The organism is Sphingopyxis sp. Root154 (assembly GCF_001427105.1).
Taxonomy (GTDB): domain Bacteria; phylum Pseudomonadota; class Alphaproteobacteria; order Sphingomonadales; family Sphingomonadaceae; genus Sphingopyxis.
Genome location: NZ_LMGI01000003.1, coordinates 243,658 through 269,136, shown reverse-complemented (window position 1 = coordinate 269,136; position 25,479 = coordinate 243,658). Strand labels below are relative to the sequence as shown.

Here is a 25,479-nt window from a genome sequence, read left to right as displayed (position 1 = left end):
CCACATGTCTGCCGATCCAACGCTTTGCCCGATGGGCCGTTCCCGCCCCGAATTGACCTTGCGCCGGGCAAACGTCATGCTGATCCTTCTGACCATGTCCGATCGGCCGATCATTTGCCAGCATCTCCAAAGCATCCCCTCAATCGCCCGGTGTTTTTCACGCCCCTCGCGGTGCTTCTCGCCGCCGTCATTCTCAGCCTTTGGCAGGGACCCTCCGTCGTGGCGGCCGAGACGGCGATCAATGACTGGATATTGCGTTATTTCTCGTCGCTCTTCGCTTGGGCGGGGATCGGCTTTCTCATCCTTCTGGCGGGCATTTCCGTTTCGCCGCTCGGCGGGCGGATCATCGGCGGACCGGCCGCGCAACCGATATTGACCCGATGGCGCTGGTTCGCGGTGACGCTTTGCACGACGATCGCCACCGGCATCCTGTTCTGGGGCGCCGCCGAGCCGCTCTTCCATCTCAACGATCCGCCTGCAATGCTGGGGCTCGAACCGGGCAGCGAAGCGGCGGCGACCTTCGCCATGTCTACGATGTTCCTTCACTGGACGCTGACGCCCTACGCCATCTACACGGTCGCGGGCCTCGCCTTCGCGCTTGTCTATTACAACCGCAGCGAACCCTTCAGCCTGTCGTCGCTGTTCGTTCCGCTGCTCGGCCAGCGCGCGCATGGTCCGGTTGGCACCGGCATCGACATCATCTGCCTTTATGCGCTCGTCGCGGGCATGGCGGCGTCGCTCGGCGCCGGTCTCCTCGCGCTCGCGGGCGGGGTCGAGGGGATCGGCGCCTTCGACGGCGGCACGCCGCTACGCTGGGCGATTGCAGGAGCGATCGTCGCGAGCTTCCTGATTTCCGCCGCGACGGGGTTGCAAAAGGGCATTGCGGGTCTTTCGGTGCTCAACACCTGGCTGTTCTTCGCGATCATCGCCTTTGTCCTGATTGCGGGTCCGACCGCCGAGATGCTCGGGCTATCGCTGCGCGGCGTTGTCGATTATTTCCAGACCTTCATCCCGCGCAACCTCGGCCTCGACGTCGACACCGGCTGGCATCGGCAATGGACGATCTTCAATTGGGCCAACTGGTTCGCGTGGGCGCCCGTGACCGCGCTTTTCCTCGGCCGTCTCGCGGTGGGGTACAGCGTCCGCGCCTTCATCCTGTATAACCTGATCCTGCCGTCGCTGTTCGGCGCGGTGTGGATGGCGGCGATCGCCGGTGCGACGATCGCGTTCGACCAACAGAGCGGCGCCAGCCTTTACGCCGTGCTGACCGCGCAAGGCCCCGATCCGGTGCTGTTCCGGCTGTTCAGCGCGCTCGGCGGCGGACCTGTCGTTGCCGGGGTCGTGCTGTTCGCGATCTTCCTGTCTTATGTCGCCGGCGCCGACGCCAATGTGTCGGCGATGAGCGCGCTGTCGACCCGCGGCATTACGCCCGACGCCCCCGAGGCGCCGCTGTGGGTGCAGGCGGTGTGGGGAGTCACTGTGGGGTTGGTCGCAATCGTTCTCGTCGCGGGCGGCGGCATCGACGGGATCCGCATGATGTCGGTGCTCGGCGGCTTTCCCGCGCTGTTCGTTATCGTCGGCGCAGCCTTGTCGCTCACCGTGATGGCGGTACGGGGACGACACGAGGCCGCCCCCGCCCAATCCTGAGAAAGGGGTCTCAGGACTACCAGATCCGCGTGCGGTCCTCGGGCTTCAGATAATATTTGGCGCCCGCAGCGACGCTGAACGCCTTGTACCACGCATCGACGTTACGCACAGGCCCAATGATGCGCCAGCGCGCCGGGCTGTGCGGATCGCTCGCGACCTGCTGCTTGATCGCATCCTCGCGCTGTTTCGTCCGCCACGCCTGCGCAAAGGCGAGGAAAAAGCGCTGGTCGCCCGTCAGCCCGTCGATCACTGGCGCGGGCTTGCCGCCCAGCGAGCGACGGTAAGCGTCATAGGCGACCTCGAGCCCCGCCAGATCGGCGATATTCTCGCCCATCGTCAGGTCGGGGTTGATGAACGATCCCGGTGCCGCCTCATAGGTCGCATATTGCGCGCCGAATGCCTTTGCCTGCGCATCGAAACGCGCCGCATCCTCGGGCGTCCACCAGTCGCGCACCGCGCCCTCGGCGTCGATCTTGCGGCCCTGGTCGTCGAAGCCGTGGGTGATCTCGTGGCCGATGACGGCGCCGATCGCGCCATAATTGACCGCGTCGTCGACACTCTCGCTGAAATAGGGTGCCTGAAGGATGCCCGCCGGGAACACGATCTTGTTCTCGAGCCCGCCATTATAGGCGTTCACTTCCTGCGGGTTCATCGACCATTTCTTGCGGTCGACGGGCTTGTTGAGATCCGACAGCGCATAGGCATATTCGAACGCCGCGCTGCGCTTCACATTGCCGTAAAGGTCGGCGGGATCGATCTTCAACCCCGAATAATCGCGCCATTTGTCGGGATAGCCGACCATCACGTCCATCTTCGCGAGCTTGGCTAACGCCGCGTCCTTGGTCGCGGGCGCCATCCAGCTGTTGTTCCGGATGCGGTCGCCCATCGCGAGCTTCAGGTTGGTGACGAGCACCTCCATCTTCGCCTTCGCGCTCGCAGGGAAATATTGCTTCGAATAGGTTTCGCCGACGAGTTCGCCGAGGCTGCCGTCGACCAGCGTCAGGCCGCGTTTCCAGCGTGGACGGAGCTCGCCAACGCCGCTCAGCGCCTTGGTATATTCGAAGCGGCTGTCGACGAATGACTTCGACAGATAGGGCGCGGCGTTGTCGGCGACATGGAATTGCTGCCACAGCTTGATCGTGTCGAGCGGGGTCTTTGCGTATAGCGCCGCGATGTCGCGCACCGCGGTCTTTTCGTTGACGATGATGCGCTTTTGCGGCGCGATACCCGAACCCGCAAACCAGGCGCTCCAGTCGAGCCCCGGCGCATAGGCCGCCAGTTCATCCGCCGACATCGGGTTGTTGATCTTGCCGATGTCGCGGCGGTCGGCGATCGCCCAGCTGACTTTCGCGATCTCGGTCTCGAACGCCATGATGGCATCGGCCGCCTTTTCGGGGTCGGCATTGCCCGCCATCTTCATCGTCCGCGCGATATAGGCGCGGTACGCATCGCGCTGCGGCTTGAAGCTGTCGTTCAGATAATAGTCGCGTTCCGGCAGGCCGATCCCCGCCTGCCCCAGCCACAGGACGTTGACGGTCGGATCGGCGGTGTCGGCATAGGGTCCACCGCTGACGATCGTCGATCCGAACGTCCCCTGCGTGCCGCCCATGAAGCGCGCCATTTCGCTCTTGTCCTTGATCGCGGCGACCGCGGCGATGTCGGCCATCAGCGGCTTCGCGGCGAGCGTTTCGACGCGCGCCTCGTCCATGAAGCTCTGATATAGTCCGCCCACCTGGCTCGCCGCGGGAGCGCCGGCGACGACCGCGCGCAGCTGGCGCTGGGTCAGGTTGTAGACGTCGTAATCGACCCCCGCCGACGCCTGATCCGACGGAATTTCGGTACGCGCGAACCAGCCGCCATTGGCATATTTGTCGAAATCGTCGCCCGGCTTCACCGACGGATCGCGGGCACCAAGGTCGACGCCCCACTTGCCGAACGTCAGCGCCTTCAGCGACCCGGCCTCGGCGCTGCCTGCCGCCTCGTCGGCTGCCGCGGCCAATGATGCGGACGGCTTCGCTCCGTTGGCGAGCGCCGGCACGACGAGCGCCACGGCGATTGCAAGGCTCGCAGCCCCTGCAAAAAATTTCTTCATTCCCCAGTCTCCTCGCATTTCCCCTCGCCGTCCCGACGGGACGGCAGCCATGTTCGACTTGTCCGCCCGTGACGCCAAGCGGTCAAGCAAAGGTGGCGGCATTGGTCGACGGGAATCCCGCTTTGGTAGATTTATACGCTCAGACCGGGGAAGATGTTGACGCAGAACATTTATATGTCGATGCGTCGGCAGCGGCAGCAGCCGGTTTCGCTGGGGGGCAAAACAATAAAATTACTGATATCGGCGGCATTGGCGACCGCGGCTTTTTACAGCCTTCCCGGCCAGGCTCAGGAAAATGCGACAGACACCGCTCCGCAACCCGTCCGGGTTTCGGCCGAGCAGTTGTTCGCATTTGCGGATCAGGCCCGGGCGGCACGCGATTTCGCAACCGCCGAAACCGCCTATCGCGCGCTCGCGGGCAATCCCGACCTGGAGCTTCGTACCGAGGCGCGCTTCCGGCTGGCGTTGATGTTCGCCGACGATCTTGGAAGGCATCGCGACGCGGCGGTGCTGTTTCGCGAGATCCTCGACGAAAAGCCCGGCGCCGCGCGCGTCCGCATCGAGTTGGCGCGTATGCAGGTCATGCTGGGCGATCTGCGCGCGGCGGAGCGTGAACTGCGTTCCGCCCAAGCGGCCGGCCTGCCGCCCGAGGTCGAGCAGCAGATCCGCTTTTATGCCGCCGCGCTCAGCGCACAAAAGCCTTTCGGCGGATCGGTCGCGATCGCCTTCGCTCCCGACAGCAATATCAACCGTGCGACCCGATCGGACACGCTGGGGACGATCATCGGCGACTTCACGCTGGATGAGGATGCCAAGGCCCGTTCGGGGCTGGGGCTCGCGCTGCGCGGACAGGCCTATTTTCGCACCGGAATCGACAAACGCTCGCAATTGCTCGTCCGTGCGTCGACCTATGCCAATCTTTACCGGGCCGAACAGTTCGACGACATCGCGCTGTCGATCCAGGCGGGCCCCGAATATGTATCGGGCAAGGACCGGATCAATATATCGGGCGAAGCGACATGGCGCTGGTACGGCCTCGATCCCTATAGTTTCTCCGCCGGTGCCGGCGCGACCTGGCAGCATCCGATGGGCCAAAAGGCACAGCTGCGCCTCGACGGCCGCATCGCCGACATAAACAACCGTCGCAACCGCTTGCAGGATGCGACCAACCTCCTGCTCGCAGCATCCTATGATCGGGCCTTTTCGGCGAAATTCGGCGGCGGCGTCCAGATCAGTGGCAACCGCGAAGCCGCGCGCGATCCCGGCTATTCGACGGCATCGGGCGGCCTCACAGCCTATCTCTTCCGCGAGTTCGGGCAAACGACGCTGACCGCGAGCGCTGGCTACAGCAGGCTCGAGGCCGACCAGCGGCTCTTTCTCTATCCGCGCCGACGCGTCGACGACCGGCTGCAAGCTTCGATTGGCGGCCATTTCCGCTTTCTGAAGATCGGTAGCTTTGCCCCAACAGTCAAAGTCGGCTGGGAACGGAATAAATCGACCGTTGAGATTTGGGACTATTCCCGTATCAGTGCAGAATTCGGCATAACGTCTGCTTTCTAAAGCGTATATTGCCGGGAAAAATGGAACAGGGGGGCCTGATCAAATGAAAAATCGCTTCGCGGCCGCTGCGTCGTCGCTTGTTATGGCTTTTGCGCTGTCCGCATGCGGCGGTGGCGGTGGAGGCGGCGTCAACAGCACGCCAACGCCTCCAACCCCGACTCCTACGCCTACGCCGACGCCGACACCGACGCCAACGCCAACGCCAACGCCAACGCCAACGCCAACGCCAACGCCAACGCCAACGCCAACGCCAACGCCAACGACGGCCAACGCCGATCTGATCAATCTTGCAAGCAGCGAGCGCTTCACCAACGACGCGGCAACCGGCACGGCCACGGTGCCACTCGACGGGTCGCTAGGGACGACCAATGCGGCCCGTGCGACGGTGACGATCGAATATTCGGCAACCGACCGAAGCTATACGGTGACGACCGACGGCCGTAGCCAGACATTCCGCCCAGCCGACATCGATGCGGCCCGAAGTTCGGCCGCCGCAACCGTCTATATCCGGACCAATGGCGGGACGGCAGATGTCCTCACCCTGACCAAGCCGGGAACCAGCGGCCGCCTGACTTATCAATATGTCGCGGGGGGCTTCTGGGAGCGCACGGTAAGCGGGGCAACATCGACCAGCGGATCGGTCGACGGCTTTGCCTATGGCGTCGAAACCCCTGATGCCGCCCTTCCCCGTTCGGGGACAGCCAATTACGGCATCGATCTGATCGGGGTGATGGGCTATCCCAATTCGGCGCCCTCGCCGCTCGCCGGGCGGGGGACGCTCTACGTCGATTTCGCCAAAGGCTCGATCGTCATCACGGGCGAGGCCGACGGGGGGACGACCTTCAACGGCACGGCGACGATCGCCAGCGCGAGCAACAATTTCTCGGGGCGGTTCGAATATTATTCGCTCGGGTCGATGACCGGGCAGATCGACGGACGCTTTTTCGGGCCCGGCGCGCAGGAAGTCGGCGCGGCTTGGCATGTCAAGAACAATGGCGGAAACGCAGCCGCCGGCATCATACTCGGCCGCAAAAATCCGGACACGCCCGTCAACAGCGATTTCGTCAATATAGCGAACAGCCAGTTCTTCGAAAATTCGGGAGTTATCCTGAAGGCGACCTACGCCAATGGCTCGAACAACAGCAGTAACAAATTGACGCAGGCGTCCGATTTCCTCGTGCATTATGACGCGGGCTACAAAAGCTATACGATCGTCGCCGGCGACAAGGCCGAGTTTTTCGGTCCCGACCGGGTACCCGACAATGCTGCCCCCGGCTCGCATTGGACCAAGGGAATCGGGACGACGCGCAGCACGCTGCAATTTCTCAATGGCGGCACCCACGTCACGGGCGCGCGCTACGTCTTTACCGACGGCGATGCGACCAGTTCGTTCGTGACATCGAATTTCTTCATCTACGGCTTCCCTACCGCGAACGCCGACATCGTCCGGTCGGGAACAAGTTTTTTCAAGAGCAGCATCGCGGGTTCGATGACCGATCAGGGGTATGACAGCCTGCTCGACATCGCCGGTCCCGGTGTGATCCAGGTCAATTTCGCGACCGGCGCCATCGACATTCGCGGCGCATTCGACATCGTCTACCGGCCGATTACGGGCCCGCGTGCCGTTGGCAACGGCTCCTATACCGGCACCGCGCAACTCGCGAGCAGCGCCAACAGCTTTACGGGTTCGATCGAACTCGCGGCAAGCGATACCTATCGCGGCGATCTGTCGGGCCGCTTCTATGGCCCCGCGGGGAAAGAGCTTGGCGCGATATTCAAGGCGAGCGACAGCGGCGGCGACGTCGCTGCGGGCACGATCACCGCTTCGCTCGACCCGTCCGCCAATGCGAGCACGAAAGCGCTCGCCGACCTCACGGAGACCACGGTCTTCATCAGCAGCAAGGCGCAGGCGGGGATCACGGTCGACCAACCGTCCGGTCGGCAATTTTCGCTCGGCCCGCCGTCGGTTTCGAGGACCGGATTACAGCCCCGCATTACCTATGACCCGCAAACGGGCAGCTATATCGTCCGCGAGTTCGGCGGCGACCATCAGGACCAGCTTCTGGAGACGCTGCGCTTCGGGACCGCCGATCGCGATACCGCCGCGAGCGATGCCAAATTCGATGTCTTCAATGTAGCGAGCGGCAATACGACGCATCGTATCAGCCTGCTTCGTCCGGGTGCCGGCAATCCAGCCATCCAGCTCACCTATGCAAGCTTCATCGGCCTCGTATCGAAGACCGTGGAAGGCGCACCGATCAATCGCGACACGACCCGGTACAGCTATTTCGCCTTGGGCACGCCGACGGCCGAAACGCTCATGCCGCGGTCGGGGACCGGTACCTACAACGGCCTCGCGACCGGCTATGGAACGGTTCGTGGTATCGGCTTTGCCGAATATGACATCAGCGGCACCAGCAAGCTGTCGGTCAACTTTACGTCGCTCGCCACCCAGCTCGACCTGACACTGGCCGGCCGCAATCTCGCCGACGGGACAAATTTCAACTTCGGCGATTTCATCTTCAACGGTGCGCTCGGCTATTCGCTCGTCGATGGACAGCGCCTCAATCAGATATCGATGGGACTCAAGCGAGACACGCTGCCGCCGGGTTCGAGCGGCGACGCATTTGGGCATCTCTACGGTCCCGCCGGGCAGGAGCATGTGACGCCGTTCGGCATGCAGGTCCGCGGCGCTGACGGGTCGGAGACCGTTATCGGCGGCGTTGCTTACGGCAAGCGCGACTGATCGAACTCCCGGATCGCAACGGCGGCCTTGTACGGCGCTGTTGCGGCCGAGCCTTTGCGTTCCTATCTTTGGGCGACGCGGCGAAGTCCGTTCGCGGCCTCTTGCGCCCTTAGAACAAATCTGGAACAAACCTCCCCCATGAGTCTCACCCATATTTCCGTGCGCGGCGCGCGCGAGCATAATCTCAAGGGCGTCAACGTCGACCTGCCGCGCGATGCGCTGATCGTCATCACCGGCCTGTCGGGCAGCGGCAAATCGTCGCTCGCCTTCGATACGATCTATGCCGAGGGGCAGCGGCGCTATGTCGAGAGCCTCTCGGCTTACGCGCGCCAGTTTCTCGAGATGATGCAAAAGCCCGATGTCGAGCATATCGACGGACTGTCGCCGGCGATCAGCATCGAGCAGAAAACGACGTCGCGCAACCCGCGCTCGACGGTCGCGACGGTGACCGAAATCTACGACTATATGCGCCTGCTGTGGGCGCGCGTCGGCATTCCCTATTCGCCGACAACCGGCGAGCCGATCAGCGCGCAGACGGTGACCGATATGGTCGACCGTGTGATGGAACTACCCGAAGGGACGCGCGCCTACCTGCTCGCCCCCGTCGTGCGCGGCCGCAAGGGCGAGTATAAGAAGGAACTCGCGCAGTGGCAGAAGGACGGCTTCACGCGCGTTCGCATTGACGGCGAATTCTACGAGATCGGCGAGGCGCCCGCGCTCGACAAGAAATACAAGCATGACATTGAGGTCGTCGTCGACCGTATTGCCGTCCGCGAAGGCCTTGGCACCCGCCTCGCCGACAGCTTCGAAACCGCGCTGAAGCTCGCCGAGGGGCTCGCCTATGTCGACCTTGCCGACGGTCCGGTTCCAGGCCGCGAAGAGGAAGACACCGGCGGCGCGATGAAGGGCGCGGGCATCCCCGCGAACCGGCTGATCTTCTCCGAGAAATTCGCCTGCCCGGTCTCGGGCTTCACGATCGCCGAGATCGAACCGCGGCTGTTCAGCTTCAACGCGCCGCAGGGCGCATGCCCCGCGTGCGACGGGCTCGGCGAGCGGCAGGAATTCGACCCCGACCTCGTCGTCCCCAACCATGCGCTCAGCCTGAAAAAGGGCGCGGTGGTGCCGTGGGCGAAATCGAACCCGCCCTCGCCCTATTATATGCAGGTGCTCGAAAGCCTCGGCAAAGCCTATGGTTTCGACCTCACTACGCCGTGGCAAGACCTGCCCGGCGAGGTTCAGCTGATCATCCTCTATGGCAGCGGGGGGAAGCCGGTCGAGCTGACCTTCAAGGACGGCAAGCGCAGCTACACGACGCACAAGGCGTTCGAGGGCGTGATCGGCAACCTCAACCGCCGCCTGCTCCAGACCGAAAGCGCGTGGATGCGCGAGGAGCTGAGCAAATATCAGGCGCCGCATCCGTGCGAGACGTGCCACGGCGCGCGCCTGCGTCCCGAACCGCTCGCGGTGAAGATCGCGGGCGAAGACATCAGCATGTCGGCGCAGCGCTCGGTCGCCGACGCGCTCGGCTGGTTCCGCACGCTCGACGCAAAATTGAACGACACGCAGAAGCAGATTGCCAAGGCGATCCTGAAAGAGATCAACGAGCGGCTCGGCTTCCTCAACAATGTCGGGCTCGATTACCTAAACCTCAACCGTACCAGCGGCACGCTCTCGGGCGGCGAGAGCCAGCGCATCCGCCTCGCCTCGCAGATCGGCAGCGGCCTGTCGGGCGTGCTCTACGTCCTCGACGAGCCGAGCATCGGCCTCCACCAGCGCGACAACGACCGGCTGCTCGCGACGCTGAAGCGCCTCCGCGATCTCGGCAATACCGTGATCGTCGTCGAGCATGACGAAGATGCTATCCGCCACGCCGACTATGTCGTCGACATGGGACCCGGCGCGGGTCTGCACGGCGGCGAAATCGTCGCCGAGGGTACGCTGGAAGAGGTGCTCGCGAACACGAAGAGCCTGACCGCCGCCTACCTCACCGGCGCGAAGAAGATCGAGGTTCCCAAGCATCGCCGCAAGGGCAACGGCTTCGATCTCGTGCTCAAGGGCGCGCGCGCGAACAACCTCCAGAATGTCACCGCGAAGATCCCGCTCGGCACCTTCACCTGCGTCACCGGCCTGTCCGGATCGGGCAAATCGAGCCTGATCATCGACACGCTTTATGCCAGCGCGGCGCGCGTGCTCAACGGCGCGCGGATGATCGCGGGGCCGCACGACAGCCTGAAGGGGCTGGAGCATTGCGACAAGGTGATCGACATCGACCAGTCGCCGATCGGCCGCACCCCGCGCTCGAACCCCGCGACATACACCGGCGCCTTCACGATCATCCGCGACTGGTTCGCGGGGCTGCCCGAGAGCCAGGCGCGCGGGTACAAGCCCGGGCGCTTCAGCTTCAACGTCAAGGGCGGGCGGTGTGAGACCTGCACCGGCGACGGGCTGATCAAGATCGAGATGCACTTCCTGCCCGACGTCTATGTGACGTGCGAGACGTGCCACGGCAAACGCTACAACCGCGAAACGCTCGAGGTGAAGTTCAAGGGCCACAGCATCGCCGACGTGCTCGACATGACGGTCGAGGATGCGGCGGAGTTCTTCAAGGCGGTGCCCTCGATCCGCGAAAAGATGGCGATGCTCGTCCGCGTCGGCCTTGGCTATATCAAGGTCGGACAGCAGGCGACGACGCTGTCGGGGGGCGAGGCGCAGCGCGTCAAGCTCGCCAAGGAATTGTCGCGCCGCTCGACCGGGCAGACGCTCTACATCCTCGACGAGCCGACCACCGGCCTGCATTTCGAGGATGTCCGAAAGCTGCTCGAAGTGCTGCAGGCACTCGTCGATCAGGGCAACAGCGTCGTGGTGATCGAGCATAATCTCGACGTCATCAAGACCGCCGATTATATCCTCGACCTTGGCCCCGAGGGCGGGGTCAAGGGCGGCGAAATCGTCGCCGCGGGCACCCCCGAGCAAGTGGTGAAGGAGAAGCGCAGCTTCACCGGTCAGTATCTGGCGCCATTGTTGAAGTAATTGCCGCCCCCAACCGCAGCGGACCCGATTGACAAGGCACTGACAGCCTTGCAAGTAACTTTCGGCCGCACTCTGCGGCTTGGGGGAAAATGGATGAATTACCTGAAGGGCGCGGCCGCTTTTGCGGTCTCTTTTGCCATGCTTTCAATTTCGGTTCAGGCGCAGGAAGCCGCGGCACCAGCGGCCGAGCCCGCCGCCGTCGCCGAACCTGCCGCCACGCCGGCAGCAATCCCGGCCGTCTTGGCGGTACCGGCGCTCGCCGTCGCGGCGCCGCCCGGCCTGATGCTGCCGTCCTATACCGAAGTGATCCTGACGCCCGATGCCGAGGCAAACAGCAAGAAATTGCGCGAGGGGCACACGATCCCGATGCACACTGTCTTCGACGTGATGCACAATGGCGTCGTCGTGATCCCGAAGGGCACGCGCGGCATGGGCACCGTGACCTGGCGCACCGGCAAGGGCGCGTTCGGCAAGTCGGCGAAGATGGAAGTCACCTTCAACGAACTGACGCTGCCCAACGGCCATCGCCTGCCGCTGGCGGGCATGCACCGGCAGGAGGGCGAGGGCAACACCGGCGCAGCGATCGGCGCAGCGATCGCGGTCGGCGTGTTCGGCGCCTTCGTCACCGGCAAGTCGGCGATCATCCCGAACGGCCAGCATCTGATGGCCCGCACGAACGAGACGCTGGCCTATGCCATCCCGGCGGGCGCAGTGATCATCCCGACCGCGCAGCTGGCACCCGCGGCGAGCGTTGCCGTAGTGACGCCCGCCGCCGCAGTGGCGCCCGCGGCCGAAGCGCCGGCCCCGGCGGCTGAAGCGCCGGCAGCGCCTGCGGCCGGCAGCACGCCGACCACCGACTGAACGGACCGAAGGAAGGGGGTCCCGAACCACATTTCGGGGCCTCCTCTCTTCGCGACTCCCGCTGGAGAAACCGCGCGGAGGCGGCTAGGCTGCACACCTGATTTGCGGCGGGAGTTTCATGCGATGCCCTTCGATCCTGTACGCCTTGCCCTTTCCTTCATCGCGGCGCTGCTGGCGGCGGGACCCGCATTGGCGGCGCCCGACGCGTCTTCGCCCGAAGCCGCGCTCGAAGCCTATGTCGACGGGCTGCGCACGGGGCGGGTCGAACGCCTGCAGGCGCTGTTCCTGCCCGACGGGCAATTCTGCACGCTGGCCGAAGGCGGCGCGACGCCGGTCGATTGCAAGCGTTTCGCCGAGGTGCTCGGCGACTGGGCGGCGCGGCCCGATCCCGCCGCGACCGGGCGTGTCCTTGACCGCCGCGACGCGACGCCGTCTATGAGCGCGGTCACCTATGAACTGCATTTCGGCGGCGACCGATACGTCGACCAACTGCTGCTCTATCGCACCGATGCCGGGTGGCGCGTCGTCGCCAAGACCACCGCGGTGCAATAGCTAACGCCACACCGCCGAGAGCGGGTAGAGCGCGATCAGCCAGATGAGGCAGGCGCATATGATGCGCCGGTCGCTTGCCCAGCTCGCCAGCGCCGCGACGGGGAAGAAGCTCCAGGTCTGAACGATCCTGCGCAGGTCGAAGGGCGGGAGGCCATCGAGCGCCGCGACGCTGGCGATCAGCGCGACGTTGCACAGCAAGATGCCACCGATCACCATGCGCCGGTGTTTGTCGAAATGGGCGTTCAGGTCGCTCCACGCCTCGGGATCGTCGGGAAAGATGAGGCTCGCCGCGACATAATAGATGGCGGTGACGAGGAAGCCGCCGAACAGTACCGGCCAGCTCAAAGGCAGCAGGTCGCGCATCGCCCAGCCGTACATCCAGAAGGTGACGACGTCGCACGACACGAACAGCCCGAGCAGCGCGGTCGGCCAGCCGATGCGGACGCGGTGGCTGGCCTTGAGCGCGCGCGCCAGCCCGCCAAGCCCCTCGGCGAGCGCGAGGCCGAGGATCAGCCCGAACAGCGAAAAGATGAATTCGAACCCGCTCATATGCCCCCGCATAGCCACCTTCGTCGATCGATCCGCCCTATCGCAACGGCGCGGCGGATCAAGCCTGTCCCGCGCGAGCCCGGCCGACGCGGGAGGCACGCCGCGATGCCCAAAGTTCAGCAAAGTTCAGCCTTGTGTGCCGATTTGCCGTTGCCCTGCCCCATGCGCGCGGCAAGCCTGGCCAAGGCGCCCGCCCCGCACGCCGGGCAGCAACCGTCGTTGTCGATGATTTGAAAGAGCCGGATGAAGGCTGGCACAGCCGAATAATGTAGGAAAGCGGTTTTTTCTGAAGCCCTTCCCTTCACAATTCTCGTCACCCTCGAACGAGACACGTGGCTCGTTCGACTTGATCCGGGGTCCATCGAGGCTGCCTGTATGGATGCCGGACCAAGTCCGGCATGACGAAGGAGGGTAGCTCCCGCCCGTCAGGAGGCGTACCGCCCCTACCCCATCAGTTTCGCGGTGATATCCTCGGCGGCATAAATCCGGATCACCGGCGGCTGCGGCGACAGCGCGCGCATTTCGGCGACGAAGGCGGCGGACGCGGGCACCGCGAAATGGGCGCGCACCGCGTCGATGCTCTTCCACTCCTCGACGAAGACGAGCCGCATCGCGTCCTCGACATCGACATGGCAATGATGCGCCACACACCCCGCCTCGCCGCGCGACCGCGCGCTATGCTCGGCGCCGAGCGCTATCATTCGATCGCGATGTTCGGGGGTCAGGATGACGTGACCGGTTATGAGGATCATTACGATACTCCTGTCACTTTCTTGCGCTTTCAAATCATCTATGCAAATTATCGGCGCAGGGAGAGAACCGATGCCACGTAATACGAGGGAAACTGTTAGCGCAAGTTTCCATTTCCTTGCTCGAAAACATCCGACTGATGCAGACAAATTTGTACCGATAACTCAAGATGAATTCGACGAGGTATTGAATGCGATCGAGATTCAGCCGGATTACGATGTCAACGACCCGGAACTATTCCCACAACTAAGGTGGGGATCATTGATCCCCATGCACTCATTCGAACGGGTTCAACCAAATCTGGCCTTTGGAACGTTCAAAGCACCTATACGGGACACTCATTTGATAACTCTGAAAAGGGAAAGATTTCCGCCCAAAGTATAAATCAGAGGCAGTTTCAGTATCTCATATACCTATCTAAGTCAGGAAAAGTTTATCTCGGATGCCAGTATCTAGGAAACTACGGCGGCTACGCATATCTAGCCGACGCCATTAAAAGAAAATTTAGCAATATAAAAAAATTAGAAACCCATTCCTTCCGCACTGACAATATTGACCTTAAAGATGTCAGAGCAAAAGAAGTTAGAGTTACTGTATCTCAGAACGGGAAAGACATCACAAAAGGCAACATATTTAAAGGAAGAAACCTTATTGTTGCAAAAAGACAGAACAATGATGAGACTTTTGAAGAAGATGTAAATGGATCCATCCTGTCCCTGTTTGGGCAGAATATGAGTAGCAAGAAAAAGAAGCTGGCCGAGTATGTCAATCAGAGTGGAATGTACCACGTTTTAGATGAAGACATAGAAGACTGCGTCATTGTCGCAGACATTGGAAAGCTTCAAAAGACCATATATCTTTTTGACAACTCCGGATTCGTAACAAAATTCTTCATTGATGTTAAATTGAACGATGATGGACATCCGCCGCAAGCGGGCACACGCGCAAAAATGAAGGACATTCTCCAAAGTCAGATTATCGCGAAAACGGAAGCGATATGAACGTCCGCGATATAATTACCCGCCACAATAGAACGTTTTATCGCTTCGATGATAAAACTAAACGGTGCGTCGCTTGCAGATATGCGATGCTGTTCGTCATTTCTATTGCCTATGCAATTATTATAGGAAAAATTCCCCTAGACGCGAAAACTAACGTAATAACTACGTTTTCAATATTACTTGGATTTGGATTTAGCGTAATATTTTTTCTTGGAACGGAAAATAAATCTGAAAACTCTCATAGCATATACCTAGAAGATGCTGAAATTGAGAATAGAAAAGCCACAGTCCGGAAGGAACTATTTTACAACGTATCATATTTCAATATTCTTGCACTATTCTCGATATTTACGATAATAATGACCATGATCCCACTTGTTAGAATCGCGAAATTTGAAGTTTTGACGGGTTTTTGGGGCACGTATGAAGAGCTTACTGTTAGAACAGGAATCGCTATTTCGACATTCTTATGTCTAGAGAGTTTTTATTCCTTCTACTGGGTTCTCAGGAAAGTCACATACCTCTTCGATAAAAAGTTCGGCAATTCCTAGCTGAGACAGGAAACGCCTTCCATGACACATATATGACATTCCCTGTCACATACACGTCACACAACTCCCCCAAATGGCCCTCAGCGAGTCGCCGCGGGGGTGGTGGCTTGGATCGGTAACGACCCCCTCAACAGGATTACCCCATGCTGCAGAAATTCGCTCCCCGGTTGCTTGGCGTCGCTGGTGCCGCGACGTGCGCGCTGGCGCTTTCCGCGTGTCAGGATCAGGCGTCTTCGGGCGGCGGTGCGCGCGATTATATCAGCGCGGTCGGTTCATCGACCGTCTATCCCTTTGCCACCGCGGTCGGCGAGAAATTCGCCGAAGCGACGGGCAACAAGACCCCCAAGATCGATAGCACGGGCACCGGCGGCGGCTTTGAGCGTTTCTGCTCGGGCGTCGGCGGCGACACCCCCGACATCGCGAACGCATCGCGCCGCATCAAGAAGAAGGAATTCGACACCTGCGCCGCGAACGGCGTGAAGGACATCGTCGAAATCCAGGTCGGCATCGACGGCATCGCATTGGGCGAAGCATCGCGCGGCCCCGGCTTCAAGCTGTCGGAAGAAGATGTTTACAAGGCGCTGGCCGCCAACCCTTATGGCAAGCCGAACACCGCGAAGACGTGGAAGGACGTGAACCCCGCGCTTCCCGCGGTCGCGATCTCGGTCTTTGGTCCGCCGTCGACCAGCGGCACCTATGATGCGTTCAAGGAGCTGATCCTCGGCAAGGGCTGCGACGCCAATGCAGAGATGAAGGCGCTGAAGGACAGCGACAAGGACAAGCATGAGGCGACCTGCACCACGCTGCGCGGCGCGCCTTATTATGTCGAGCAGGGCGAGAATGATAACCTCATCATCTCGAAGCTCGACAAGAACCCGACCAGCCTCGGCATCTTCGGCTTCAGCTATCTCGATGCCAACAAGGACAAGATCAAGGCCGTCCCGGTTCAGGGCGTCGCGCCGACTTACGCGGCGATCGCCGACGGCAGCTACCCCGGTTCGCGTCCGCTCTTCATCTATGTGAAGAAGGCGCATGTCGGCGTCGTCCCCGGGCTCGCCGAATATGTCGCCGAGTTCCTGAAAGGCGCGGGCGAAGGCGGTTACCTCAACGCCAAGGGCCTGATCGTGTCGCCGAAGGCGATCGCCGACACGGCAGCGGCGAACGGCAAGGGCATGACCGCGCTGAACGGCGCCGAGCTCAAGTAAGTTTCCTCCCGCTGGTGGCCGGGCGGGTTTGCCCGGTCCGGCCACCGTCTTTTGATTGTTGCAGGATGGATATCGCGACGTGACCTTTAACGCCGCCGCCCTTTTGCTTTTGATTGCGGGTCTCGCGCTGATCGGCTGGCTGGCCGGCCGTGCGCGGTCGAACCTGCTTGCGGGTCGCGCGGGCACCAAGCTGCATTCGCGCCCGCAATATCATGGCTGGTATGTCGCGCTATGGCTGTTCGCCCCCGCGGCGCTGTTCCTTGCGGTGTGGGCGAGCGTGTCGCCCGCGCTGATCACCAACCAGGTGCTGACGAGCGAGGCGGCGCAGAGCCTGCCCGCGTACGGGTTCGAGCGCGGCGCGGTGCTGTCCGACGCGCGCAATGTCGCGCTGGGCAATCAGGCCAAAGTGCGGATGCCCGCCGCGGCACCGCTGGTGAAGCCCTACGCCGACGCCGCCCACAAATATGCGTGGATCGGTATCGCCGCGATGCTCGCGCTGGCGCTCGCGGGCGGGCTGTACGCTTTCACGCGGATCAAACCCGATTTCCGGGCGCGGACGCGGGTCGAAAAGATCGTGATGCTGGTGCTGCTGCTCGCGTCGCTGGTCGCGATCCTCACGACCTTCGGCATCGTGCTCTCGCTGCTCTTTGAATCGATCCGTTTCTTCCGCCTCGTCTCGCCCGCCGAACTCTTGTTCGGCACCGAATGGGCGCCGACGAGCGGGGCGCCGCAGCCCGATACCTTCGGCGGCATCCCGCTCTTCTGGGGCACGATCCTGATCGGCGCGATCATCGCGATGATCGTCGCGATCCCGATCGGGATGATGACCGCGGTCTACCTCACCCAATATGCCGCGCCGGTGGTGCGCAAATGGGTGAAGCCGATCCTCGAAATCCTCGCGGGCGTGCCGACGGTCGTTTACGGCTATTTCGCCGCGCTGACCGTCGCGCCCGCCTTGCGCGAATTCGCGGTGATGCTCGGTATTCCCAACGCCTCGACCGAAAGCGCGCTCGCCGCGGGTATCGTGATGGGGGTGATGATCATCCCCTTCGTCTCCTCGATGGCCGACGACAGCATCAACGCGGTGCCGCAGGCGATGCGCGACGGCTCGCTCGCGCTCGGCGCGACGCCGAACGAGACGATCCGCCAGGTGCTGATCCCCGCCGCGCTTCCGGGCGTGATGGGCGGCATCCTGCTCGCGGTCAGCCGCGCGATCGGCGAGACGATGATCGTGGTGATGGCCGCGGGCCTGTCCGCCAACATGACCGCCAACCCCTTTGCCAGCGTCACCACGGTGACCGCGCAGATCGTCAAATTGCTCACCGGCGACCAGGAGTTCGACAGCGCGAAAACGCTCGCCGCCTTCGCGCTCGGCCTCGTCCTCTTCATCGTCACGCTGCTGCTCAACATCGTCGCGCTGCGCATCGTCAAAAAGTATCGTGAAGCTTATGAATAGGCAGACCGCCCCCACCGACTGGAAAGGCGCCGTGATGCAGACCCGCATCGCGAAGCGCTACGCCGCCGAACGCCGCTTCAAGCTGTTCGGGCTGGGCGCGGTGCTGCTCTCGGGCGCTTTCCTCGCCTTCCTGCTCTTCGTCATGGTCGGCAACGGCGCGCGCGGCTTCATGTATACGCATGTCGCGGTGCCGGTCGATTTTAAGGCGATGCCGCTGACGGTCGACATGGCGCGGCTCGGCGATGCCGACGCCGATCAGGTGATTGCGAACGCAGGCCTGTCCGACATCGTCGCCTTTGCCGCCGACGAGGCGCTGGGGACCGACGGATCGAAGCTCATCAGCGAAAATGCCTGGAAAGAGGTTCGCAGCGCGATCAAGGACGATCCCGAATTGCTGAACGGCAAGACGGTGTTCGAACTGCCCGCCTCGTCCGAAGTCGACATCGCCGCCAAGGAAGGCGCCAAGGGCGCACTCGGCGCGAAGGTCGACGCGCTGGAGAAGGACGGCAAGCTGTCGACCGGCATCCACTGGCCCTTCTTCAAGAACGCCGACGCCACCGATCCCGCGGTCGCGGGCATCTGGGGGGCGCTCAAGGGTTCGGTGCTGACGATCTTCATCGCCTTCCTGATCGCCTTCCCGACCGGCGTGCTCGCGGCGCTGTATCTGGAAGAATATGCGCCGAAGAACCGCTGGACCGACCTGATCGAAGTGTCGATCAACAATCTTGCCGCGGTGCCCTCGATCATCTTTGGCCTGCTCGCGCTCGCGGTGTTCATCAACTGGTTCGGGCTGTGTCAGGCGAGCCCGCTCGTCGGCGGCTTGACGCTCGCGCTGATGACGATGCCGGTGATCGTGATCGCCAGCCGCAACGCGATCAAGTCCGTGCCGCCATCGATCCGCGATGCGGCGCTGGGCGTGGGCGCAAGCCCGGTGCAGGTCGTGTTCCACCATGTCCTGCCGCTCGCGCTGCCCGGCATCCTGACGGGCACGATCATCGGCATGGCGCGCGCGCTAGGCGAGACCGCGCCGCTGCTCCTCGTCGGCATGCGCGCCTTTATCGGCGACGTTCCGGGCGGCATCTGCTCGCCCTCGACCGTGCTGCCGATGCAGATCTTCCTCTGGTCGGACGAAGTCGACCGGGGCTTTGTCGAGAAAACCTCCGCCGCGATCATCGTGCTGCTTATCGTGCTGCTGTCGATGAACGCCTTTGCGATCTATCTTCGCAACAAATTCGAAAAACGCTGGTGATCATGACCCAAGACGACCTGACCATTACCGACCCCAAGATGAAGGCGCACGGCGTCAACGTCTTCTATGGCGAGAAACAGGCGATCAACGATGTGTCGATCGATGTCGGCACCGACCTGGTCACCGCCTTTATCGGCCCGTCGGGCTGCGGCAAGTCGACCTTCCTGCGTTCGCTGAACCGGATGAACGACACGGTCGCCAGCGCGCGGGTGACGGGCCAGATCGAACTCGACGGCGAGGATATCTATGCGCCGTCGATGGACGTCGTGCAGCTGCGCGCGCGCGTCGGCATGGTGTTCCAGAAGCCGAACCCCTTCCCCAAGTCGATCTATGACAATGTCGGCTATGGCCCGCGCATCCACGGGCTCGCGCCGAACAAGGCCGACCTCGACGTCATCGTCGAGCGCGCGCTGGTGCGCGCCGGCCTGTGGGACGAGGTCAAGGACCGCCTTCAGGAAAGCGGCACCGCGCTGTCGGGCGGCCAGCAGCAGCGCCTGTGCATCGCACGCGCGATCGCGGTCGACCCCGAAGTCATCCTGATGGACGAGCCCTGCTCGGCGCTCGACCCGATCGCGACCGCGAAGATCGAGGAGCTGATCCACGAGCTGCGCGGCAAATATGCTATCGTGATCGTCACGCACAATATGCAGCAGGCGGCCCGCGTGTCGCAGCGCACCGCCTTTTTCCACCTCGGGACGCTGGTTGAATATGGGAAGACCACCGACATCTTCACCAACCCGAAGCAGGAACGCACCAAGGACTATATCACTGGCCGCTACGGTTAAGCCGCAGCCAAAAGGACAAGAGTGATGGCACTAACGAACGATCATACGGTCAAAGCCTTCGACGAGGATCTGAACCGCCTGCGCGGCCTGATCAGCGAAATGGGCGGCCGCGCCGAACAGGCCCTGCTGCAGGCGATGACCGCGCTCAACATGGGCGACCTCGAACTCGCCGCGCAGGTCGTGCGCGACGACAAGAAGATCGACGCGCTCGAAAGCGAAGTCGAACAGCTCGCGGTCCAGACTATCGCGCTCCGCGCGCCGATGGCCGACGACCTCCGCGAAATGATCGCGGCATTGAAGATCGTCTCGGTGGTCGAACGCATCGGCGACTATGCGAAGAATATCGCCAAACGCGTCGCGCTGATGGACCAGACGCGCTCGATCGAGGCGATCCCCCTCCTCATTTCGATGTCGAACATCGTCGTCGAGCTGGTCCACGACGCGCTCGACAGCTTCGCGGCGCGCGACGCCGAACTCGCGGTACGCGTCACCGTTCGCGACAAGAATGTCGATGATTTCTACAACAGCATCTTCCGCACGCTCGTCACCTTCATGATGGAAAATCCGAAATATATCTCGGAGAGCGCGCACCTTCTGTTCGTCGCCAAGAACCTCGAGCGCATGGGCGACCATGCGACGAACATCGCCGAGATGGTCTATTATGTCGTCACCGGCGAACATATGGAGGAACGCGAGCGCGGCGAGCAGCCTGAAGATGGCGCCGCGGAGCAGGAGCAAGGCTGATGCCGCAGCCCGATCTGTTGCTGATCGAGGATGACGAGGCGATCGCCGAACTCATCGTCTGGCATTTCGCCCGCGAAGGTTTTTCGGTCCGCCAGACCCCCGATGGCGAGCAGGCGCTCGTCCTCGTCGAGGAACGCGTGCCCGACATCGTCCTGCTCGACTGGATGATCGAAAGCCTGCCCGGCATCGAGGTCTGCCGGCGCCTGCGCCGCAACCCCAAGTCGGCCAACGTCCCGATCATCATGCTGACCGCACGCGGCGAGGAAGAGGATCGCATCCGCGGCCTCGAAACCGGCGCCGACGACTATGTCACCAAGCCGTTCAGCCCCCGCGAACTCGTCGCGCGCGTATCGGCGGTGCTCCGCCGGCTGCGCCCCGCGCTTGCCGGCGAAATGCTGACCTATGCCGACATCGAGCTCGACTCGGTCGCGCACAAGGTTGTGCGCAACAGCCAGATCGTCGCGATGGGGCCGACAGAATTCCGCCTGCTCCGCCACTTCATGGAGCATCCGGGCCGTGTCTTCTCGCGCGGGCAATTGCTCGACAGCGTCTGGGGGCAGGACAGCGACATCGAACTGCGTACCGTCGACGTCCATATCCGGCGTTTGCGCAAGGCGATCAACCTGCCCGGCACCAGCGACATCATCCGTACCGTGCGTTCGGCGGGTTATGCGCTCGATTCGGGCAAGAGCGTCTGACCCAAACTCGCTTAACCGAGCAGGCTCAGGGCGACGACGATCGCAACGATCGTACCGGCGAAAAGGCCGAGTGCGATCCAGAGCAAGCGCAGCGATGCTTCGACCGATGCGGCCACGGTCACCCACCCGCTTGCGAAGAATAGCGCGGCGCGCCGATTTCTTGCGCGTCCGACCTCGCCGCATGCTATAGCCTCCTTTCGGGACAATGGTCGGCGACGCCGATGGAGCTTGCCCCCGATTTGGTTGCCGACAAGGCCGCGTCCTGCGGTCCGGGCGACCGGGAAGGCGCGCCGCATGGCTGCCGATATACCCTCTATCAACCTGGGCCGCACGCTGGGGCTCGCGGTCGTGCTCGCGTCCGACGCGCCGCTGCTGCTGCTCGACGAAAAGCTGGCGATCGTCGCGGCGAGCGACAACTTCTGCGCCGCCTTCGGCATCGACCCCCATACCGTCACCGGCCAGACGATCTATGACCTCGACTATCATCATTGGGATTTGCCGCGGCTGCACTCGCTGATCGACGCGACGCTGTCGGGTGCCGCGGAGGTCGAGGCGTATGAGATGGAGATCGAGACCAGCGCCGGCGCGGAGCGTTGTGTCGTGATCAAGGCGCAGCGGCTCGACTATGGCGACATCCACCACACGCGGATGCTCGTCACGGTGATCGACGTGACCGACGCACGCGCGAGCGAGAAGCGGCAGAAATCTTTGGTCCAAGACAATGCCGCACTGCTGCACGAGATGCAGCACCGCGTCGCCAACAGCCTGCAGATCATCGCGAGCATCTTGATGCAGAGCGCGCGCAAAGTGCAATCGAGCGAGGCGCGCGGCCATTTGAGCGACGCGCATCAACGCGTGATGTCGATTGCGACGCTGCAACGCCACCTCGCCGAATCCGGGGGCGGCGCGGTCGAGCTCGAACCCTATCTGGCGCAACTATGCGCCAGCATCGGGGCGTCGATGATCTATGACCGCGAGCAATTGACGCTGACCACCCACGTCGATCCGGTGTCAATCGGCGGCGATGTGTCGGTCAGCATGGGTTTGGTCGTCACCGAACTGGTGATCAACGCGCTCAAGCACGCCTTTCCGGGCGGCCGTCACGGCCATGTCGTCGTCGGCTATGTCGCACAAGGCAACGACTGGACGCTGTCGGTGTCCGACGACGGGGTCGGCATGGCGGAAGACGCCGAACGCTCGCGCGCCGGGCTGGGCACGCGCATCGTCCAGGCGCTCGCCAAGCAATTGGGGGCGGAGGTCGCAGTTGAGAACGTAGCTCCGGGGACGCGCGTGTCGCTGACCCACACGGCGCAGATCGCGCGGCGGGTCGCCGCGAACGACGAGGCGCACATCGCCGCGGTGTGATTTCCCCTCCCGCGAATGGAGAGGAAGTTCAGGGAGACCCGGAAACTCCGCTAACCGATCCAAAGCGGACACCCGGATCAGAAATCGACCTGCGTGCGCAGCCCGAACGTGTCGGCCGTATAGCTGCGGTCGCCCGTCGCGGTCGCGACGCGCGCGTCGTCAAGCCACACCTTGCCGTAGTTGGCGGTGATGCGGATATAATCGATCGGCGACCACACGAGCCCGATCAGCGCGGTCTTCTGCTGCCCGCCGACGATGCCCGCGTCATTGAGATCGAGATAGTCGTAGCGCGCGTTGACCTCGATCGCGCCGATCCCTCCGGCGTTGATCGGCTTCGACGGCTTGAGGCGATCGAACGCGCCATCCTTATACCCGCGCACGTCGCCGCCGGTCAGCACCATGCCGACCTCGGCATAGCCGCCGAAGAAGGTCGGGTCGGCGGCGGCGGTGCTGCGCTTGACTGTCTGCCAATAAGCTTCGCCCGCGGCGTGGAACGGTCCGGCGATCACCGCGCCCTCAAGGCCGAGACCACGCTCGCTCGATATGTCGATCAGCCCCGAGTCGACCAGCCGCACGTCGGTCGTATGCACGAAAGGACGCGCGCGATAGCGGTTCGTCGCCGCGGGGTCGTTGGGGTCGCGGTAATGGCCCGAGGCGGCAAGGTGAAGCTGGGCCTTGCCAAGCTTTGGCATGAACACGACGCGGCCGTCGACGCTAAGGCTGTGGTTGCTGTCAGTGAGGTCGGCAGTATTGTCGCCGAACACACCGCCCTGCAACAGTACAGCCTTGCCCTTATATTGCGCCGACAGGCCGACACGGCGCTCGAAACCGAACGCCTGCGTAAAGGCCGCGCGCTCGGTGAAGCTGGTAAACAGGTCGCTCGTCATGTCGTCGAGCGACCAGAAGGGCTTGATCTGGCCCGCGGTAACCGACAGCGGCCCGGTGCCATAGGCCAGATAGACATCGGTCAGCTCGACGCTGCTGTTCGCGATGTCGGCCTCGACGCGGTACGAAAAGCCGCCCGGGATCTTGCCGTCGACGCCCAGATAGACACGGCGGAATTCGGTCGCGGTACCGCCGCGGATGCCCGTGACACCCGCCGGCGCGTCGATGCTCGCGACGTCGAGCTGGATGCGGCCGCGCGGCTTGAAGCTCCAGCCGTCGGCGGTCTTGATCTCGGGCGCGCCTTTCCAGCTGATCTCGGTCGCGGGTTTCGCGGTCACCGAAGGCGGCGCGGGCGTCGCCACCGGTGCCGGTGCGGGTGCCGGCTGCGCGGTCGCGGTGTCGAGCCGCGTTTCGAGCGTCTGGACCTGCGCCTTCAGCGCCGCGATTTCGGCACGCAGCTGCGCCGCCTCCTCGGCCGTCATCGCCTGAGCGTGGGCGGCGGTCGGCAAACTGAACATCGACGTTGCCAGCAAGGCGGCGGTGATAGCGTGGCGCATGGGTTGCTCCGTTGCGAAAGGTGACAATCTGACGGCGCTGCTATGACGCTTACGTGACAGATGCACGTCATTTGGATGACATTTTTGTTGCACATGTCGTTTTTCGCACCCTCTTGCCAGCGGGGTGCGAACGGCTAAGGACGTTCCAGTTTTTTCGGGCAACCTTTTACCGGGCGGCCCCTTCCGGGAGACCATCATGACGATCAAATTTGACGGCCGTGTTGCTATTGTTACAGGCGCCGGCGGCGGCCTTGGCCGCGCCTATGCGCTCGAATTGGCGCGGCGCGGCGCCAAGGTGGTCGTCAACGACCTCGGCGGATCGCGCGATGGTACGGGCCATTCGGACGCGGCGCTGCAGGTTGTCGAGGAAATCCGCGCCGCGGGCGGCACCGCGATCTCGAACGGCGGCAGCGTCACCGAATACGACCAGATGGTCGAAATGGTGGCCAAGGCGAAGGAAGAATGGGGCGGCGTCCACGTCCTGATCAACAACGCCGGCATCCTGCGCGACAAGAGCTTCGCCAAGATGGAGCCCCAGGATTTCGACCTGGTGTTGAAGGTGCATGTCAGCGGCAGCGCCAACGTCACCAAGGCGTGCTGGGACCTGATGCGCGAACAGGCATACGGCCGCATCCTGATGACCGCATCGTCGACGGGCCTTTATGGCAATTTCGGTCAGGCCAATTATGGCGCTGCAAAGCTCGGCCTTGCTGGCCTTACCAAGACGCTCCACCTCGAAGGCGCGAAATACAACATTCGCTGCAACACGATCGCACCGGTCGCGGGCACGCGCATGACGGAAGACATCTTCCCCGCCGAGCTGTTCGAGAAGTTCACCCCGGAGAATGTCGTTCCGGCGGCGCTCTATCTGGTCAGCGAAGACGCCCCGACCAACATGATCGTCGGTGCGGGCGCGGGCGCGTTCCACGCCGCCTATGTCACCATGACCCCGGGCGTCGCGCTGCCCGAGGGCGAGCGCACGCCCGAAGGCGTCGCCGCAGCGTGGGAGAAGATCATCGATCGCAATGGCGAAATCGTCCCGCAGTCGGGCAGCGAACAGTCGATGAATGTCATGAAGGCATTGATGGCGCTGGGCTGAACCCTTCCGTCACCCCGGCGCAGGCCGGGGTGACGAATAGCACACCGCCACGCTGTATTGACACACTAACACGCCCATGCCATAGACATCGCGGGGC

Annotated in this window: 20 protein-coding genes; 16 read left to right on the top strand and 4 right to left on the bottom strand. The window is 62.9% G+C overall.

The features are described from left to right. Positions 1-150: 150 nt before the first annotated feature. Positions 151-1,647: a BCCT family transporter gene (locus ASD73_RS16825; protein WP_235534538.1), complete on the top strand. Its 1,497-nt coding sequence runs from the start codon at positions 151-153 to the stop codon at positions 1,645-1,647. Positions 1,648-1,663: 16 nt separating this feature from the next. On the opposite strand, the gene ASD73_RS16820 is transcribed toward ASD73_RS16825, so the two are convergent. After that, complete coding sequence (locus ASD73_RS16820) at positions 1,664-3,739, bottom strand: M13 family metallopeptidase (RefSeq protein WP_056374174.1); 2,076 nt, start codon at positions 3,737-3,739, stop codon at positions 1,664-1,666. A 249-nt stretch (positions 3,740-3,988) separates the two neighbouring features. Between ASD73_RS16820 and ASD73_RS16815 the strand changes: the two genes are divergently transcribed. The 5 genes from ASD73_RS16815 (at position 3,989) to ASD73_RS16795 (ending at position 12,488) form a co-directional block, all read left to right on the top strand. Next, positions 3,989-5,299 (top strand): surface lipoprotein assembly modifier, encoded by a 1,311-nt coding sequence (locus ASD73_RS16815; RefSeq protein ID WP_056375183.1) that lies wholly within the window; start codon positions 3,989-3,991, stop codon positions 5,297-5,299. Between the two features lie 43 nt (positions 5,300-5,342). Then, positions 5,343-8,045: a hypothetical protein gene (locus ASD73_RS23300; RefSeq protein WP_235534537.1), complete on the top strand. Its 2,703-nt coding sequence runs from the start codon at positions 5,343-5,345 to the stop codon at positions 8,043-8,045. A 138-nt stretch (positions 8,046-8,183) separates the two neighbouring features. Then, complete coding sequence (uvrA, locus tag ASD73_RS16805) at positions 8,184-11,075, top strand: excinuclease ABC subunit UvrA (protein WP_056374169.1); 2,892 nt, start codon at positions 8,184-8,186, stop codon at positions 11,073-11,075. A 138-nt stretch (positions 11,076-11,213) separates the two neighbouring features. Next, the gene (locus tag ASD73_RS23080; RefSeq protein WP_235534534.1) at positions 11,214-11,936 is read left to right on the top strand and encodes a hypothetical protein; all 723 of its coding nucleotides are present in this window, start codon (positions 11,214-11,216) and stop codon (positions 11,934-11,936) included. A 123-nt stretch (positions 11,937-12,059) separates the two neighbouring features. Then, on the top strand, positions 12,060-12,488 hold the full coding sequence (locus tag ASD73_RS16795; RefSeq protein ID WP_056374165.1) for a nuclear transport factor 2 family protein: 429 nt from the start codon (positions 12,060-12,062) through the stop codon (positions 12,486-12,488). On the opposite strand, the gene ASD73_RS16790 is transcribed toward ASD73_RS16795, so the two are convergent. After that, positions 12,489-13,037: a hypothetical protein gene (locus ASD73_RS16790; RefSeq protein WP_056374163.1), complete on the bottom strand. Its 549-nt coding sequence runs from the start codon at positions 13,035-13,037 to the stop codon at positions 12,489-12,491. A 443-nt stretch (positions 13,038-13,480) separates the two neighbouring features. Continuing rightward, a complete protein-coding gene (locus ASD73_RS16785; protein ID WP_056374161.1) occupies positions 13,481-13,789 on the bottom strand; it encodes a putative quinol monooxygenase in 309 nt (102 codons plus the stop codon). Between the two features lie 249 nt (positions 13,790-14,038). Here ASD73_RS16785 and ASD73_RS22840 point away from each other — a divergent pair, with 249 nt between their 5' ends. The 9 genes from ASD73_RS22840 to ASD73_RS16750 all read left to right on the top strand — a co-directional run bounded on the left by ASD73_RS22840 (position 14,039) and on the right by ASD73_RS16750 (position 22,841). Further along, the gene (locus ASD73_RS22840) at positions 14,039-14,788 is read left to right on the top strand and encodes a hypothetical protein (RefSeq protein ID WP_156377441.1); all 750 of its coding nucleotides are present in this window, start codon (positions 14,039-14,041) and stop codon (positions 14,786-14,788) included. A gap of 86 nt (positions 14,789-14,874) precedes the next feature. After that, positions 14,875-15,339, top strand: coding sequence for a hypothetical protein (locus ASD73_RS23295; RefSeq protein ID WP_235534532.1), 465 nt, complete (start codon positions 14,875-14,877; stop codon positions 15,337-15,339). 143 nt (positions 15,340-15,482) lie between these two features. After that, the gene (locus ASD73_RS16780; RefSeq protein WP_056374157.1) at positions 15,483-16,544 is read left to right on the top strand and encodes a substrate-binding domain-containing protein; all 1,062 of its coding nucleotides are present in this window, start codon (positions 15,483-15,485) and stop codon (positions 16,542-16,544) included. Positions 16,545-16,623: 79 nt separating this feature from the next. Then, entirely contained in the window at positions 16,624-18,000 is a 1,377-nt protein-coding gene (gene pstC, locus ASD73_RS16775) for a phosphate ABC transporter permease subunit PstC (protein ID WP_056375181.1), read from the top strand. Beyond that, a complete protein-coding gene (pstA, locus tag ASD73_RS16770; protein WP_056374155.1) occupies positions 17,993-19,249 on the top strand; it encodes a phosphate ABC transporter permease PstA in 1,257 nt (418 codons plus the stop codon). The genes pstC and pstA overlap by 8 nt, the downstream gene beginning before the upstream one ends. Before the next feature lie 2 nt (positions 19,250-19,251). Next, a complete protein-coding gene (gene pstB, locus ASD73_RS16765) occupies positions 19,252-20,034 on the top strand; it encodes a phosphate ABC transporter ATP-binding protein PstB (RefSeq protein ID WP_056374154.1) in 783 nt (260 codons plus the stop codon). 24 nt (positions 20,035-20,058) lie between these two features. Next, on the top strand, positions 20,059-20,778 hold the full coding sequence (phoU, locus tag ASD73_RS16760; RefSeq protein ID WP_056374151.1) for a phosphate signaling complex protein PhoU: 720 nt from the start codon (positions 20,059-20,061) through the stop codon (positions 20,776-20,778). Then, positions 20,778-21,476: a phosphate regulon transcriptional regulator PhoB gene (phoB, locus tag ASD73_RS16755; RefSeq protein ID WP_056374150.1), complete on the top strand. Its 699-nt coding sequence runs from the start codon at positions 20,778-20,780 to the stop codon at positions 21,474-21,476. Before phoU ends, phoB begins: the two co-directional genes overlap by 1 nt. Positions 21,477-21,770: 294 nt before the next feature. After that, positions 21,771-22,841 (top strand): sensor histidine kinase, encoded by a 1,071-nt coding sequence (locus tag ASD73_RS16750; protein ID WP_056375179.1) that lies wholly within the window; start codon positions 21,771-21,773, stop codon positions 22,839-22,841. 77 nt (positions 22,842-22,918) lie between these two features. Here ASD73_RS16750 and ASD73_RS16745 read toward each other — a convergent pair whose 3' ends face one another. Beyond that, the gene (locus ASD73_RS16745) at positions 22,919-24,283 is read right to left on the bottom strand and encodes an OprO/OprP family phosphate-selective porin (protein ID WP_056374148.1); all 1,365 of its coding nucleotides are present in this window, start codon (positions 24,281-24,283) and stop codon (positions 22,919-22,921) included. 196 nt (positions 24,284-24,479) lie between these two features. Between ASD73_RS16745 and ASD73_RS16740 the strand changes: the two genes are divergently transcribed. Further along, a complete protein-coding gene (locus ASD73_RS16740; RefSeq protein ID WP_056374146.1) occupies positions 24,480-25,382 on the top strand; it encodes an SDR family oxidoreductase in 903 nt (300 codons plus the stop codon). The last annotated feature ends 97 nt before the right edge of the window (positions 25,383-25,479 follow it).